The following is a 13,842-nucleotide window of genomic DNA, read 5'->3' as shown; positions in this document are numbered from 1 at the left end:
GCGGGAAACGTAGACTCGCACGGTGAAGGTTCTGGCGGCGATGAGCGGTGGAGTGGACTCGGCGGTGGCCGCGGCCCGCGCGGTGGAGGCTGGGCACGACGTGGTGGGCGTGCACCTCGCTCTGAGCAGGATGCCCGGCACGCTGCGCACCGGCAGCCGGGGGTGCTGCACGATCGAGGACTCGATGGACGCGCAGCGCGCCGCGAACGTCCTCGGCATCCCGTACTACGTGTGGGACTTCTCCGAGCGGTTCAAGCTGGACGTCGTCGACGACTTCGTCGCCGAGTACTCGGCGGGCCGCACCCCGAACCCCTGCATGCGCTGCAACGAGCGGATCAAGTTCGCCGCCCTGCTCGAGAAGGCTCTCGACCTCGGCTTCGACGCGGTCTGCACCGGCCACTACGCCTCCCTCCGCACCGCCGCCGACGGCTCCCCGGAGCTCCATCGCGCGAGCGACGAGGCGAAGGACCAGTCCTACGTCCTCGGCGTGCTGACGGAGCAGCAGCTGCGGCACTCGATGTTCCCGCTCGGCTCCACGCCGTCCAAGGCGATCGTGCGCGCGGAGGCGGCGGAGCGGGGCCTCAGCGTCGCGAGCAAGCCCGACAGCTACGACATCTGCTTCATCCCCGACGGCGACACCCGCGGCTGGCTCGCCGAGCGCGTCGCCCCTGAGACCGGAGCGGTCGTCGATCGGGACGGCGCGGTGGTCGGCTCCCACGAGGGCGCTCACGGGTACACGGTGGGCCAGCGCCGGGGCCTGCACCTCGGCGTCCCCGCGCCCGACGGACGGCCCCGCTTCGTCCTGGAGGTGCGGCCGGTGAGCAACGAGGTCGTGGTCGGTCCGCGCGAAGCGCTGCGCATCGGCGAGATCGCCGGCGAGCGGTTCACCTGGGCGGGCGCCGCTCCCGAGGACGTGGACGCGCCCTTCCGCTGCGACGTCCAGATCCGCGCGCACGCCGACCCGGTCCCCGCCTCCGCGATGGTGTCGCACGTCGATGGCAGGGTGGAGCTCGTGATCACTCCGGACTCGCCGCTCGACGGCGTCGCCCCCGGCCAGACGGCCGTCGTCTACCTCGGCACCCGCGTGCTGGGCCAGTGCACGATCGACCGCACGGTCGCGGCCGACGCCGCGGTGCTCCGGTGAGCGCCGTCGAGCCCGCCGCCCGCGTCGAGGAGCTGCGGGCGCGGATCCGGTCGGCGAGCGACGACTACTACGCGGCCGACTCCTCGCCGCTGTCCGACGCCGAGTACGACGCCCTGGTGCGCGAGCTCGCCGCGCTCGAGGCCGAGCACCCCGAGCTCGCCGCCGAGGACTCGCCGACGCGGACCGTCGGCGGGATCGTCGGAGCGGGCCTCGCCCCGATCGACCACGCCGAGCGGATGCTCTCCCTCGACAACGTGTTCTCGGCCGAGGAGCTGCGCGAGTGGTGCGAGAAGACGGTGGCCTCGGCCGACCGCCCCGTCGCCTGGCTCACGGAGCTCAAGATCGACGGGCTCGCGATCTCCCTCCACTACGAGAACGGCCTCCTCGTCACGGCGGCGACCCGCGGCGACGGCCGCACCGGCGAGGACGTCACCGTCAACGCCCTCCGCGTCGCGGGCATCCCCGAGCGCCTCTCCGGTGAGGGCCACCCGGCACTCGTCGAGGTCCGCGGCGAGGTCTTCATCCCCGTGGCCGCCTTCGCCGAGCTGAACGCCCTCCAGGAGACGCTGCGCGACGAGGCGGTCGAGGAGGCGCGGACCCGCTGGTCGACCCGCCCGGCCGCCACCCGCGGCGTCTTCGAGGAGGAGAAGGCGCGCACGAGCGCGTTGCGGCGCTTCCCGACCTTCGCCAACCCGCGGAACGCGGCGAGCGGCGGCCTCCGCCAGCAGCTCGACAAGAAGTCGGGTCTCGACCTGCGCGCCGGCGAGGCGCGCGTCGGCTCCCTCGCGCTCTACGTGCACGGCATCGGCGCCTGGCCGGACCCGCCGGTCGCGACCCAGTCCGAGGTCTACGGGCTCCTCTCCTCCTGGGGACTGCCGGTGAGCGGCCACAACCGCGTCTCGGCCTCGGTGGAGGAGGTGCTCGCCTTCGTCGAGCGCTACGGCCGCGAGCGGCACTCGGTCGAGCACGAGATCGACGGCGTGGTCGTGAAGGTGGACGAGCTCGAGCTGCACGACGAGCTCGGCGCCACCAGCCGGGCGCCGCGCTGGGCGATCGCCTACAAGTACCCGCCCGAGGAGGTGCACACGAAGCTCCTCGACATCGTGGTGAGCGTCGGGCGGACCGGCCGCGCGACGCCGTTCGCCCAGATGACCAAGGTGAAGGTAGCGGGGTCCGAGGTGCGCCAGGCCACGCTGCACAACGCCGACGTGGTCAAGGCCAAGGGCGTGCTCATCGGCGACACGGTCGTGCTGCGGAAGGCCGGGGACGTCATCCCCGAGGTGCTCGGCCCGGTGGTGGAGCTCCGCGACGGCTCCGAGCGCGAGTTCGTGATGCCGACGCAGTGCCCCGAGTGCGGCACCACGCTCGCTCCGGCCAAGGAGGGCGACGTCGACCTGCGCTGCCCCAACGCGGAGTCCTGCCCCGCGCAGGTCCGCGGGCGCGTCGAGCACATCGGCAGCCGCGGCGCGCTCGACATCGAGGCGCTCGGCGAGGTCAGCGCCGCCGCCCTGACCCAGCCCCTGGTGCCCGCCGAGCCGCCGCTGCGGACCGAGGCCGGCCTGTTCGAGCTCACGGTGGCCGATCTCTTCCCGATCGAGGTCGTCGTCCGCGACTCCGAGACGGGTCTGCAGAAGCTCGACGCGAAGGGCGATCCGAAGGTCGTCACGCCCTTCAAGCGCAAGCGGCAGCTCGCCAAGGACGGCGCCTTCGACCCGGAGGCGGGAGCCTTCGCGGGGGACGCCGCCTCCGTGCCCTCCACCAACGCCCTCCGGCTGATCGAGAACATCGAGCGGGCGAAGACCAAGGAGCTGTGGCGCCTGCTGGTCTCGCTCAGCATCCGGCACGTCGGCCCGGTCGCCGCGCGCGCGCTGGCGGGCTACTTCGGCTCGCTCGACGCGATCCGCGGGGCGAGCCGCGACGAGCTCGCCGCGGTCGACGGGGTGGGCGGGATCATCGCCGACGCCCTGATCGCCTGGTTCGCGGTCGACTGGCACGTCGAGATCGTCGACCGCTGGGCCGCGGCCGGAGTGCGCTTCGCCACGCCCGGCCACCCCGGGCCCGGTGCCGCGGACTCCGCCGGCGGGGTGCTCGCGGGTCTCACGGTCGTGGCGACCGGCAGCCTGGAGGGGTACTCCCGCGAGGGGGCGCAGGAGGCCATCCTCATGGCCGGCGGCAAGGCCGGCTCGAGCGTCTCCAAGAAGACCGACTACGTCGCCGCCGGTCCCGGCGCCGGCAGCAAGCTCGGCAAGGCCGAGGCCCTGGGGCTCCGGATCATCACCGCGGCCGAGTTCCACCTCCTGGTGACGGAGGGACCGGACGCGATCGCGCTGCCGGAGGAGGCGTCCGCCGACGCTCCGGAGGAGGCCGCTGCCGGCCCGGACGGGGACGTCGCCGGCGCATCGCGCTCCGACGCCTCGCCGGAGGACGACGCCGTGCCGGAGACCGACGCCGTCCCGGACGCGGCCGCCCCGAGCACGGAGGAGCCGACCGGGCCCGATGCCTGACTCGGGCGGCGGGGAGCGGCGTGCGTTCCTGCGCCGGTCCCTCGCCGACGCAGCGTCGCTCGCGCTCGACGCCGCGGCTCGGCCCACCGCCGCCGAGCGTCGGACCGCCGAGGCGCTGGGCCGGATCGACCACCTGGTCGTGCTCTCCTTCGCCGGCCGCAGCCGCGACCAGGTCCTCGGCGCGCTCGACGATCCGGACGGCCCGGTATTCACCGGTGATACGGACGCCGTGATGACCGCGCCCGGCCCGGACGATCCTCCGGGCGCGCGCTTCGCCCCCGAGATGCTGCCGGTGCACGCGCTCCTCGCCACGGCCTTCGCGCGGGCCGACCACTGGCGCGCCGACGGCCGCGATCCGCTGCCGGCGGCCCTGCGCGCGGCCCGGGAGACCGGCACAGGCTGGGCTCTCGCGGTCGACGAGCGGCAGGGCGTCTCGATCACGCTCCTCGCCGATCCGGAGTGGCCCCACCGCGATCCGGGCGCCGCCGGCTCCCGCGGCGGGCGCCTCCTTCCCATCGACGCGCTGGCCGCCGAGGCCGCAGCCGGCACCCTGCCTCCGCTCGTCCTGGTCGAGCCGCGGTCCCTCGTCGATCCGGCCGACTTCGCCGACGCCGCAGCCGCCGGCACCGATCGATCCGCCGATGCGCGCCTCGCGGAGCAGCTGCTGCACGTCGTGTTCGACGCCGTCCGCGACGGGGAGCGGGCGGGGCGGCGGATGCTGCTCCTCGTCACCGCGCGGGGGAGCGCGGCCCGGCCCGGCACGGTGCCGGCGCTCGTGCTCGCCTCGGCCGTCCCCTCGGGTGCACGGATCGGCGTGCCGCTCGGTCCGGAGACTCCCGCGCAGCTCGTCCGCGCCCGGGCGGGCGGGCGCCGGGCCCTCGTCGATCCGCAGGTCCGAGAGCTGGCCGCACTCCTCAGCGGTCCCGACCGGTCCCTCGCGCGCTGGCCCCGCACGGCGCCGGCGTTCGCGCCGCCCGCGCCGGTCGGGCGGCGCCTCCGCGACGCGGCCCGCCGCGCGCACGTCGACCCCGAGCCGGAGGCCGGACTGCTCGCCCGCGTTCGAGCCGCCGTCCCGGGCGCGTCGCTACACTCCGAGCAGGCGCAGGCGGCGCAGGAGAGGCGGCGGAGATGACCAGCGAGCGGACTCCCTCGGAGCACGACGACGGAGCTCCCCGCTCCCGCTCGCGCCGCCGCTTCCTGGCCGGCACCGCCGCCGCCGGAGTCGGAGCCGGAGCCCTCGCCGGCGGCGCGATCGGCGCGGCCGTCGCCTCCGGCCCCCGCCGCGAGGAGGAGCCGCGACTGCCCGCCCGCACGGAGCCGGGCTTCGACCACGTCGTCGTGATCATGTTCGAGAACCGCTCCTTCGACAACGTCCTCGGCCGCCTCTACGGACCGGACGACCTGCCCGCGGGCGAGAGCTTCGAGGGCCTCCTCCCCGACGAGCGGACGAACACCAGCGCCGGGGGACTGACCGTCGGCACGCACGTCTACGAGGGCGCCACCGACTCCGTGATGCGCCAGCCCGACCCGGACCCGGGCGAGGAGTACCCGCACGTCAACACCCAGCTCTTCGGCACGGTGGATCCGCCCGAGAACGCCGGCCGCACCGTCGGCGCCATGACCGCGCCCTTCAACGCGCCCGCCGACGCCTCCGCCCCGACGATGAGCGGCTTCCTCGAGGACTACGTCCAGCACCTGAGGGTGATGAAGAAGGGGCAGGAGCCCACGGCGGAGGAGGCGCGGACGATCATGGGCGGCTTCTCGCCGGAGATGCTGCCCGTCTTCTCCACCCTCGCCCGCGAGTTCGCCGTCTTCGACCAGTGGTTCTGCGCCGTCCCCTCCCAGACCTTCTGCAACAGGTCCTTCCTGCACGCGTCGACCTCGCACGGCTTCGTCACCAACAAGCAGGGCGGCGGCTACGAGAAGTGGCTCGCGGACGACCTGGCCGACGCGCCGACGGTGTTCAACCGCCTCGAGGAGGCGGGGAGGACCTGGCGCGTCTACTTCGACGCGCTGCAGGTGGTCTCCTACACCGGCTTCCTGCACGCGCCGGTGCTCGAGAAGTACTGGAAGACCCACTTCTCGACGATGGACCGCTTCTACGCCGACGTGGAGAACGGCGAGCTGCCCGACTACGCCTTCCTCGAGCCGCGGCTCGTCTTCGACCACAACGACATGCACCCGCCGACCGGCGTCCTGCACGAGGACGAGGTCGACGGCACGCCCGTCTACGACAGCGCGCTGTCCGACGTCCGCGCCGGCGAGCTGCTGCTGCACCAGGTGTACTCGGCGATCCGGGAGAGCGCGAGCACGACCGGCTCGAACGCGGTGAACACGCTCCTGCTGGCGACCTTCGACGAGCACGGCGGCCTCTACGACCACGTCCCCCCGCCGTCGGCGACTCCGCCGGGCGACGGCCGCGAGGGCGAGATGGGCTTCGCCTTCGACCGGCTCGGCTGCCGCGTGCCGACGATCGCCGTCTCGGCGTACACGAGGGCCGGCACGATCGTGCACGACGAGCTGCACCACGGCGCCGTGATCCGGACCCTCAGCGCCCTGCACGGCCTCGAGCCGCTGACCGCTCGCGACGCCTCCGCCCCCGACCTCTTCAGGGTGCTGACCCTCGACGAGCCGCGGCAGATCGGCGACTGGCCGACCACGGTGCCGCAGTACCTGCCCCCGAACCCCGAGGCGGCGCCCGCGCATCCGGCGCACGTGAACCGCGACAAGCCGCTGAGCCCGCCCGCCGTCGGCCTGATGGGCCTGCTGCTGGCCCGGTACGGCGAGCCCGGCGAGGACCTGCCGACCACCTACGAGGGGGCGTACAACGCACTCCTGAAGCACGGCGCCAGCCTCTTCGGCGGCTCCTGACGGGCGGGCGGCACGGGCGGAGGCGGTGCGGGCGCGCCGAGTAGACTGGCGGCCGGAAATCCCCCCGAACCACCAGACGGAGACGCATGTCCGAGATCACGGCCGACACGGTCGCCCATCTGGCCCAGCTGGCCAGGATCGACCTCACTTCCGACGAGATCGGGAGCCTCACCAGGGAGCTCGGCCAGATCGTCGACTCCGTGCGCGCGGTCCAGGCCGTCGCCACGCCCGACGTGCCGGCGACCAGCCACCCGATCCCGCTCGAGAACGTCTTCCGGCCCGACGTGGTCGGCGAGACCCTCACGCTCGAGCAGGCGCTCTCCGGCGCGCCCGAGCACGACGGCAGCCGCTTCCAGGTCTCCGCGATCCTGGGGGAGGAGCAGTGAGCGCGCACGGCGACGAGCTCGTCCGCCTCAGCGCGTCCGCCCTCTCCGAGAAGCTGGCCGACGGCTCGGTCTCCTCGGTCGAGGCCACCCGCGCCCACCTCGAGCGCATCGACGCGGTCGACGGAGCGGTCCACGCCTTCCTCCACGTCGCGCGCGAGGGCGCGGTCGCGTCCGCCGAGGCGATCGACCGCCGGCGGGCTGACGGCGAGTCGCTGCACCCCCTCGCCGGGGTGCCTCTCGCGGTCAAGGACGTCATCGTCACGAACGACATGCCGACCACGAGCGGCTCCCGCATCCTCGAGGGCTGGCGCCCGCCCTACGACGCGACCGTCATGCGCAAGGTGCGCGAGGCCGGGCTGGTCCCGATCGGCAAGACCAACATGGACGAGTTCGCGATGGGCTCGACCACCGAGCGCAGCGCCTACGGCCCCACCCACAACCCGTGGGACCTCGACCGCATCCCCGGCGGCTCCGGCGGCGGGTCCGCCGCGGCCGTCGCGAGCTACGAGGCGCCCCTGGCCCTCGGCTCCGACACCGGGGGATCGATCCGCCAGCCCGCGCACGTGACCGGCACCGTCGGCGTGAAGCCGACCTACGGCGGCGTGTCCCGCTACGGAGCGATCGCGCTCGCCTCGAGCCTCGACCAGATCGGCCCCGTCTCCCGGACGGTCCTCGACTCCGCGCTGCTGCACGACGTCATCGCGGGCCACGACCCGCGCGACTCGACGTCGCTGCGCGACTCCTGGCCCTCCTTCGCCGACGCGGTGCGCCGCGCCGACGTGACGGGGCTCCGGATCGGCGTGGTCAAGGAGCTCGACGGCGGCGAGGGCTTCCAGCCCGGCGTGCTGGCTCGCTTCCACGAGGCGCTCGAGATCCTGCAGGGCGCCGGAGCCGAGGTCGTCGAGGTGAGCCTCCCGAGCGTCGAGCACGCGGTCGCCGCCTACTACCTGATCCTCCCAGCGGAGGCCTCCAGCAACCTCGCCAAGTTCGACTCGGTCCGGTTCGGCCTCCGCGTCACGCCGGAGGGCGGCGGCACGGTCGAGCAGGTCATGTCCGCGACCCGCGAGCAGGGCTTCGGCCCCGAGGTCAAGCGCCGGATCATCCTCGGCACCTACGCCCTCTCGGCCGGCTACTACGACGCCTACTACGGCAGCGCGCAGAAGGTCCGGACCCTGGTGCAGCGGGACTTCGACGCGGCCTTCGCGGACGTCGACGTGATCGCCTCGCCGACAGCGCCGACGACCGCCTACCGCCTCGGCGAGAAGCTCGACGACCCGCTGGCGATGTACCGCGGCGACGTCGCGACCATCCCGGCGAACCTGGCAGGCATCCCCGGCATCTCCGTCCCCGCCGGCCTCGCCGACGAGGACGGGCTGCCCGTCGGCATCCAGTTCCTCGCTCCTGCCCGGGAGGACGTGCGCCTCTACACCGTGGGCGCCGCGCTCGAGGCGCTGCTCGAGGAGAAGTGGGGCCGCCCGCTCCTCGCGCAGGCCCCCGACCTGACCCACTCCGTGCTCTCCGCGACCGAGGAAGGTGCCGTCTGATGGCCTCCGCGCACACGTCCGCTCCCGAGCTGATGGACTTCGACGAGGTCTTCGAGACCTTCGAGCCGGTGCTCGGCTTCGAGGTGCACGTCGAGCTCAACACGAAGACCAAGATGTTCTCGGACGCGCCGAACGAGTTCGGGTCCGAGCCCAACACGAACGTGACCCCGGTCGACCTCGGCCTCCCGGGCTCGCTGCCGGTCGTGAACGAGCAGGCCGTCCGCTACTCGATCAGCCTCGGCCTCGCCCTGGGCTGCTCGATCGCCCCGTCCAGCCGCTTCGCGCGCAAGAACTACTTCTATCCGGACCTGGCGAAGAACTACCAGATCTCGCAGTTCGACGAGCCGATCGCCTTCGAGGGCTCGGTCGAGATCGAGCTGGCCGACGGCTCGCTCGTGCAGATCCCGATCGAGCGCGCGCACATGGAGGAGGACGCCGGCAAGCTCACGCACGTCGGCGGCGCCACCGGCCGCATCCAGGGCGCCGAGTACTCGCTCGTGGACTACAACCGCGCGGGGGTCCCGCTCGTGGAGATCGTCACGAAGCCCATCTACGGCGCGGGGAAGAGCGCGCCCGAGTACGCGAAGGCCTACGTCGCGACGATCCGCGACATCGTGCTGGCGCTCGGCATCTCGGACGCCAAGATGGAGCGCGGCAACCTGCGCTGCGACGCGAACGTCTCGCTCCGCCCGATCGGCCAGGAGAAGCTCGGCACCCGCACCGAGACCAAGAACGTCAACTCGCTCCGCTCGGTCGAGCGCGCCGTCCGCTACGAGATCCAGCGCCAGGCGGCGATCCTCGCCGCGGGCGGCACGATCACGCAGGAGACGCGCCACTGGCACGAGGACACCGGCCGCACCTCCGCGGGCCGGCCCAAGAGCGACGCCGACGACTACCGCTACTTCCCGGAGCCCGACCTGCTCCCGGTCGTGCCGAGCCCGGAGTTGATCGAGGAGCTGCGCGCCGCGCTCCCCGAGAAGCCCGCCGACCGCCGTCGCCGCCTCAAGCAGGAGTGGGGCTTCACCGACCTCGAGTTCCAGGACGTCGCCAACAGCGGCCTGCTGGTCGAGATCACCGAAACCGTCTCCGCGGGAGCCGCTCCGCAGGCGGCCCGCAAGTGGTGGACCGGGGAGATCGCGCGCCTCGCGAACGCGGCGGGCGAGGACCCGGCCTCCCTGGTCACCCCGGCACAGGTCGCCGAGCTCGCCGGTCTGATCGAGAGCGGCACGCTGACCGACCGCCTCGCCCGCGAGGTCCTCCAGGGCGTCATCGCCGGAGAGGGCGCCCCGCAGGAGGTCGTCGACGCCCGTGGACTCGCGGTCGTCTCGGACGACGGAGCGCTCATCGAGGCGATCGACGCGGCACTGGCCTCGCAGCCCGACGTGCTCGCGAAGATCCGCGACGGCAAGGTGCAGGCCGCCGGTGCCGTGATCGGTGCCGTGATGAAGGCCATGAAGGGGCAGGCCGACGCCGCCCGCGTCCGCGAGCTCGTCCTGGAGCGCGCGGCCGGCTGAGCCGGTGCGCGGGGAGGTGCGGTCATGAGCGGTGGAACCGGCGACGCGCCCCTTCCCGCGCGGCTCGAGCTGCCGGCGGGCGCCCTCCTGCGTCCTCTCGTCTCGAGCGATGCGGACCTCCTGCACGCGGTGATCGGCGAGCAGCGACCGTGGCTCGCGGCTCTCCTCCGCGGAGACGATCCGGCCGCCCTGCCGTCGGTGTCCCTCGGTGACGACGTGCGCGGTCTCCTGCGCCTCGAGGAGGAGTCGCGTGCGGGCAGAGCGCACGCGTTCCTGCTCGTCGGCCCGGACCGCACCGAGGCGCTGGGCGCTCTGAGCGTCCGGCCCGGCGGCGGCGACTCCGCCGAGGCCTCCTGGTGGGTCGTCCCCGCCGTCCGGGGCTCGCGGCTCGAGGAGGAGCTCGACGCCTACGCGCGCCGCTGGCTCCAGCAGCACTGGCCCTTCGCCACGGTCACCACGCCCGACAACCACCCCGACGATCCCGCCTCCCTGGCCGGGGCGAACATCGTGGCGCTCGTGCCCGTCGCGCCGGAGCGCACGGCCCTCCCCGACGCCGACGCCGCCTCGGCGGCGCTCCTCTGGGCGGAGTACCGCTCCACGCATCCGGGAGTCGACGAAGCGCTCCCGCCGGTCGAGGCGTTCGGCGACAGCACGGCGATGGCGGACGAGCTGCTGGGCCTCGTGCGGCGCGGAGTGAAGACGGCCACGGCGTCCCTCGCCGAGGAGGGGGCGCCCGTCGCGGGCGACCACTGGATCGTCTGCGACGGCGCGGGAGCAGCGCGTGTCGTCCTCGTGACGGACGAGGTGCGGACCGGTCCGCTCGACTCCGTCGACGACGCGTTCGCCTGGGCCGAGGGCGAGGGGGACCGCACGCGCGCCTCCTGGCTCGACGGCCACCGCCGCTACTTCGCCCGCGTCTCACCGGGCGGCATCGGCGACGTGGTCTTCGAGCGCTTCCACGTGGTCTGGCCGGAGGCCGACGCCGAGCGCCCGGCCGCCTTCGCCCGCTCGGTCGGAGCGTTCCGGCCCGAGGAGCTCGACGGGATCCCCGCGCAGGACTAGGGGGTTTCCCGGATGCCCCGCTCAGGCGCCCTGCGCCAGAGTGGAGTCATGGCTACTCTCGTGCGCCCCCGTCGGGGCAGGATCATCGCCGGCGTCTGTGCCGGTCTCGCCCGCCGATTCGGCTGGAGCCCCTTCGTGGTGCGTCTCCTGTTCGTGCTCTCGTGCCTCCTCCCGGGGCCGCAGATCATCGCCTACCTCGTGATGTGGGTGGTCATCCCGAAGCAGAAGTGACCGAGGCCCCCGCTCCGAGCAGCCTCTGAGAGAACGCTCAGCACCCGGAGCGACGAGGGGCCTACGGTGGCGGTGTGCGTCCGTCGGGCGCCGAGGAGGAGATCATGGGATTCCTGGACCGACTGCTGGGCCGCGACGAGCAGCCCGAGAGCGCACGCCGCTCGACGTACGCGCCGCCGCAGGCCGCGGACCGCAGGCCCGAGTACGGCTCCCCTCCGGCGACGTCTCCGCTCACCGACGATGAGCGTGCCATCGAGCGCTACCGCTATCTCCTTCGCACCGCGCCTCCCGAGGCGATCGAGCAGGTGCACCGCGAGGCCTTCGAGCAGCTGACCCCGGAGAAGCGCCAGCAGGTCTTCCGAGAGCTCAGCGAGGGGGCCCCTGTCGGCGACGCGCCGAAGGACGACGACCCCCGCACGCTCGCCCAGTCCGCCACGAGGAGCGAGCTGCGCCAGCCCGGATTCATGGAGCGGCGCTTCTCCGGCGGCGGAGGCATGGGCTTCGGCGGCGTCCTCGCCTCCTCGATGCTCGGCACGATCGCCGGGTTCGCGATCGGCTCGGCCATCGCGGGCGCGTTCCTCCCCGATGCGGGAGGCGACTACGCCGGCGGTGACGGCGGGGGAGACGCCTCGGCCGACGGCGGAGCGGATGCGGGAGGTGCGGACGCCTCCGGTGCGGACGCCGGAGACGGCGGCGGCTGGGGCGACTCCGGCGGCGGCGACTTCGGTGGCGGAGGCGACTTCGGCGGGGGCGGCGACTTCGGAGGCGGCGACTTCGGCTTCTAGCCTCGTTGCAGAGGGCCCCCGATCACGGACAGTGGTCGGGGGCCCCCGCTCGTTCCGGGCTAGTCCTCGTCGGTCAGCATCGCCTTCACCTGGCGGCGGAGGACCTTGCCGATCATGCTCCGCGGCAGCTCGTCGACGACGGTGATCCGCTTGGGCACCTTGTAGGGCGTCAGCGCCTCCCGGACGGCCTTGCGGGCGGCTGCGACGTCGAGCTGCGCGCCCGGCTCCAGGACGACCGCCGCCGCCACGGACTCGCCGCTGCGCGGATCGGGCAGGCCGACCACCGCCACCTCCTTGATCTCGGGCAGGCGGAGCAGCACCTCCTCCACCTCGGACGGCGAGACGTTGAAGCCGCCCGTGATCACGAGCTCCTTGATCCGGTCGACGATGCGCACGAAGCCGTCCTCGTCGATCGTCGCGATGTCGCCGGTGCGGAACCAGCCGTCACCGGTGAAGGTCGCCGCCGTCTCGTCGGGCTTGCGGTGGTAGCCCCGGAACACCTGCGGACCGCGCACGACCAGCTCGCCCTGCTCGCCGGTCGCCACCTCCGTGTCGGGATCCTCGGGGTCGACGATCCGGACGTCGGTGCCGGGCAGCGGGAGCCCGACCGTCCCGGCGCGTCGGGTCGGACCGACCGGGTTGGCCATCAGGACCGGAGAGGTCTCCGAGAGGCCGTAGCCCTCGACGAGCGTGCCTTCGGTCAGCGCCTCGAACGAGTCGACCAGCGCCGGGTCGAGCGGCATCGCGCCGGAGATGGCGATCTCGATGCCGCGGAGGGAGACGCCCCGCTGCTGCGCGCTGCGCGCCAGGCGCTCCGCGATCGGCGGAACGGCCGGGAGGAAGGTGGCGGGGTGCTTCTTGACGACCTTCAGCACCAGCTCCGGGTCGAACTTCGGGAACAGCACCAGGCGCGCGCCCATGCTCATCGCGAAGGTGAGGCAGAGCGTCAGCCCGTAGGCGTGGAACATGGGGAGCACCGCGTAGACCACGCAGTCGCCGCGGCGGACCGTCGGCACCCAGGCGCGCGACTGGGCGGCGTTCGCCGTCAGGTTCACGTGGGTCAGCTCGGCGCCCTTGGGTGTGCCGGTCGTGCCGCTCGTGTACTGGATGACCGCGAGGTCCTCCGCGACCGGGCGCGGGTGCGCCGGGTCGATCCGCCGCCTCAGCAGCGTCTCCCACTCGATCGCGCCGCGGACCGGCCCGGTCAGCGCGGCGCGCGACTCCCGGGCCTTCTTCAGCGGCAGGCGGAGGGCTGCGCGCATCGAGGCGGGCATCGCGCGGGTGAGGTCGACGGCGACGACGGTCTCGACGCCGAGATCGGCCGGGAGGTCCTGCACCGTCGGCACGACGCGGTTCCAGGCGATCGCGACACGAGCGCCGTGGTCCTCGAACTGGTGGCGCAGCTCGCGCGGGGTGTAGAGCGGGTTGTGCTCGACCACCACGGCGCCGAGCCGGAGGACGGCGTAGAAGGCGACGACGTGCTGCGGGCAGTTCGGGAGGACGAGGGCGACCGGATCGCCCGCGCGGACGCCCAGGCGGCGGAGGCCCTCGGCGGCCCGCTCCACCTCGTCGGCGAGCTGGGAGTAGCTGGTCGAACGGCCGAAGAACTCGAGCGCGACCTGGTGGGGATAGCGCTCGGCCGACTCGGTGACGATGTCGACGAGCGAGCCGGTCGGGAGCTCGAGCTCCGTCGGCACGCCGGGCGCGTAGCTGCGGATCCAGGGGCGCCTCGTAGCTCGCGACGGCCGCGGCGGACCCGCCGCCGGAGCCGCCGGGGATGCGGTCGAGGTCCCACGGGTTG

11 protein-coding genes and 1 pseudogene are annotated in these 13,842 nt (G+C 73.7%); 10 read left to right on the top strand and 2 right to left on the bottom strand.

Annotated features, from left to right (window positions below):
* Nucleotides 1-22: 22 nt before the first annotated feature.
* The 10 genes from mnmA to C5D04_RS13410 all read left to right on the top strand — a co-directional run bounded on the left by mnmA (nt 23) and on the right by C5D04_RS13410 (nt 12,041).
* The gene (gene mnmA / locus C5D04_RS13455) at nt 23-1,144 is read left to right on the top strand and encodes a tRNA 2-thiouridine(34) synthase MnmA (protein ID WP_181072794.1); all 1,122 of its coding nucleotides are present in this window, start codon (nt 23-25) and stop codon (nt 1,142-1,144) included.
* Complete coding sequence (gene ligA, locus C5D04_RS13450) at nt 1,141-3,648, top strand: NAD-dependent DNA ligase LigA (protein WP_104347836.1); 2,508 nt, start codon at nt 1,141-1,143, stop codon at nt 3,646-3,648. Before mnmA ends, ligA begins: the two co-directional genes overlap by 4 nt.
* The gene (locus C5D04_RS13445) at nt 3,641-4,780 is read left to right on the top strand and encodes a hypothetical protein (protein ID WP_104347835.1); all 1,140 of its coding nucleotides are present in this window, start codon (nt 3,641-3,643) and stop codon (nt 4,778-4,780) included. Before ligA ends, C5D04_RS13445 begins: the two co-directional genes overlap by 8 nt.
* Nucleotides 4,777-6,519 (top strand): alkaline phosphatase family protein, encoded by a 1,743-nt coding sequence (locus C5D04_RS13440; protein ID WP_104347834.1) that lies wholly within the window; start codon nt 4,777-4,779, stop codon nt 6,517-6,519. The genes C5D04_RS13445 and C5D04_RS13440 overlap by 4 nt, the downstream gene beginning before the upstream one ends.
* An 86-nt stretch (nt 6,520-6,605) precedes the next feature.
* On the top strand, nt 6,606-6,905 hold the full coding sequence (gene gatC / locus C5D04_RS13435) for an Asp-tRNA(Asn)/Glu-tRNA(Gln) amidotransferase subunit GatC (RefSeq protein ID WP_104223877.1): 300 nt from the start codon (nt 6,606-6,608) through the stop codon (nt 6,903-6,905).
* The gene (gatA, locus tag C5D04_RS13430; RefSeq protein ID WP_104247609.1) at nt 6,902-8,449 is read left to right on the top strand and encodes an Asp-tRNA(Asn)/Glu-tRNA(Gln) amidotransferase subunit GatA; all 1,548 of its coding nucleotides are present in this window, start codon (nt 6,902-6,904) and stop codon (nt 8,447-8,449) included. The genes gatC and gatA overlap by 4 nt, the downstream gene beginning before the upstream one ends.
* Nucleotides 8,449-9,963 carry an Asp-tRNA(Asn)/Glu-tRNA(Gln) amidotransferase subunit GatB gene (gene gatB, locus C5D04_RS13425; protein WP_104347833.1) on the top strand — a complete coding sequence of 505 codons (1,515 nt, stop codon included), beginning with the start codon at nt 8,449-8,451 and terminating at the stop codon, nt 9,961-9,963. Before gatA ends, gatB begins: the two co-directional genes overlap by 1 nt.
* A 24-nt stretch (nt 9,964-9,987) precedes the next feature.
* On the top strand, nt 9,988-11,025 hold the full coding sequence (locus C5D04_RS18300; protein WP_104347832.1) for an ASCH domain-containing protein: 1,038 nt from the start codon (nt 9,988-9,990) through the stop codon (nt 11,023-11,025).
* A gap of 48 nt (nt 11,026-11,073) precedes the next feature.
* Complete coding sequence (locus tag C5D04_RS13415) at nt 11,074-11,256, top strand: PspC domain-containing protein (protein WP_104223873.1); 183 nt, start codon at nt 11,074-11,076, stop codon at nt 11,254-11,256.
* 104 nt (nt 11,257-11,360) lie between these two features.
* Nucleotides 11,361-12,041, top strand: a complete 681-nt coding sequence (locus C5D04_RS13410; RefSeq protein WP_104347843.1) for a hypothetical protein — start codon at nt 11,361-11,363, stop codon at nt 12,039-12,041.
* A 59-nt stretch (nt 12,042-12,100) separates the two neighbouring features.
* Here C5D04_RS13410 and C5D04_RS13405 read toward each other — a convergent pair whose 3' ends face one another.
* Together C5D04_RS13405 and C5D04_RS18540 are read right to left on the bottom strand one after the other, a co-directional pair.
* On the bottom strand, nt 12,101-13,738 hold the full coding sequence (locus C5D04_RS13405; RefSeq protein WP_258068916.1) for a long-chain-fatty-acid--CoA ligase: 1,638 nt from the start codon (nt 13,736-13,738) through the stop codon (nt 12,101-12,103).
* Nucleotides 13,739-13,760: 22 nt separating this feature from the next.
* Nucleotides 13,761-13,842: pseudogene (locus tag C5D04_RS18540) on the bottom strand (amidase family protein); the annotation flags it as partial.

Origin of the sequence: Rathayibacter sp. AY1D2, assembly GCF_002932695.1 — a bacterium.
Taxonomy (GTDB): domain Bacteria; phylum Actinomycetota; class Actinomycetes; order Actinomycetales; family Microbacteriaceae; genus Rathayibacter.
This window is presented reverse-complemented; position numbering and strand designations above follow the sequence as displayed.

Coding starts and splice junctions, on each gene's coding strand:
- C5D04_RS13440 (WP_104347834.1), top strand. CDS start 4,777: ATGACCAGCGAGCGGACTCCCTCGGAGCACGACGACGGAGCTCCCCGC.
- C5D04_RS13415 (WP_104223873.1), top strand. CDS start 11,074: ATGGCTACTCTCGTGCGCCCCCGTCGGGGCAGGATCATCGCCGGCGTC.
- C5D04_RS13410 (WP_104347843.1), top strand. CDS start 11,361: ATGGGATTCCTGGACCGACTGCTGGGCCGCGACGAGCAGCCCGAGAGC.
- gatC (WP_104223877.1), top strand. CDS start 6,606: ATGTCCGAGATCACGGCCGACACGGTCGCCCATCTGGCCCAGCTGGCC.
- C5D04_RS18300 (WP_104347832.1), top strand. CDS start 9,988: ATGAGCGGTGGAACCGGCGACGCGCCCCTTCCCGCGCGGCTCGAGCTG.
- gatB (WP_104347833.1), top strand. CDS start 8,449: ATGGCCTCCGCGCACACGTCCGCTCCCGAGCTGATGGACTTCGACGAG.
- C5D04_RS13445 (WP_104347835.1), top strand. CDS start 3,641: ATGCCTGACTCGGGCGGCGGGGAGCGGCGTGCGTTCCTGCGCCGGTCC.